General features: G+C 61.9%; 1 pseudogene. It reads right to left on the bottom strand.

The annotated features are described in order from the left end of the window. Window positions 1–736 precede the first annotated feature (736 nt). A pseudogene (locus AC0L24_RS33070) lies at window positions 737–937 on the bottom strand (hypothetical protein); the annotation flags it as partial. Between the last annotated feature and the right edge of the window lie 128 nt (window positions 938–1,065).

Genomic DNA, 1,065 nt, shown 5'->3' on the forward strand with positions numbered 1-1,065 from the left:
GCGCGCTGATCTGCCCGGCTCTTGCCGGACAGCGCGGCGACCAAGCCGTCAGCTACACCACTCCCTGGGACACGATCCGACAAATGCCCACAGCGTCGGGGGCACGACGCCTCACGCGCCAGCTTGCCAGAGTACCACAACAACTCACATTACGGGGCGGTTTCGTTCTCCGGAATCTCCGCGTATAAGTGGCCGTTTGAAAAAATCGAGGGGTTGCGAATTTGCGGCGAAACGATTTGTTGTTCAAGAGCTGGAGGATCCTCGTCGCAATGGGCGGAAACCTATCCGGCGAAGTGCACATCCCTCATTTTCAAAATGCACTCTAAGGCGCGTAATTTGCAGAGGTCTTCACAGCACTACTCCCGACCCAGCCCTTGGCCGGGCGATGGGACCTCGAACGAGCAAAGCCTCAAGCCGGCTTGCTTCTGTGATGAGTTTTTGCTCGTCAGTAAAGTTGTGTGCGTCAAGTTCTCCCGTTCTCAGGTGCGTCGTTGCAAACCACACAGGCACCGTTGCCGGATCTCGGTAGTCCTCCTGTTTCGTCAGCATGGCCCAGATGCCACGCGCCTCTTGTTGGCCAGCGCGATTGCCACCAGCATGCGCGGTTCTTCGGAGCAGGCTGGCATCCACCCCCGTCATGGCTGCTCCTCCTGATGTCTGTGGCTATCTACATCGACCACGTTCTCACATCTCGACAGGAGCCGCCGCCCTCAATCGGGCTCGGGCGAGACCCCAATCACTCATCTATTGAAAAAGTCAGGCGCTCGCAGACGAAGCCTGACTCGTCAGCATTATGGATGGCCGACGGAGGCGACCGGCAGTGCCGATCATCGCCCATCCGCGACCGCAGGCGGGATCGCTTTCGTCGCGCCCCTCCCACGAGAAATTTCGCTCAGGTTGAGCCATCGCGGGTGCCATATCGGACATCGAAGCCCTGAGTGCGGGGGGGGGGGGGCGGGCCCCCCCCCCCCCCCCCCCACGAACCAAGCGCTTGTTGGCCGCGATAGCTGCCCCACCCGCCCGCCGCCGGGGCGCGCACCGCCCGCAGCTCGGGACGCCCAAATG

This window comes from Mesorhizobium sp. WSM4809 (assembly GCF_055811655.1).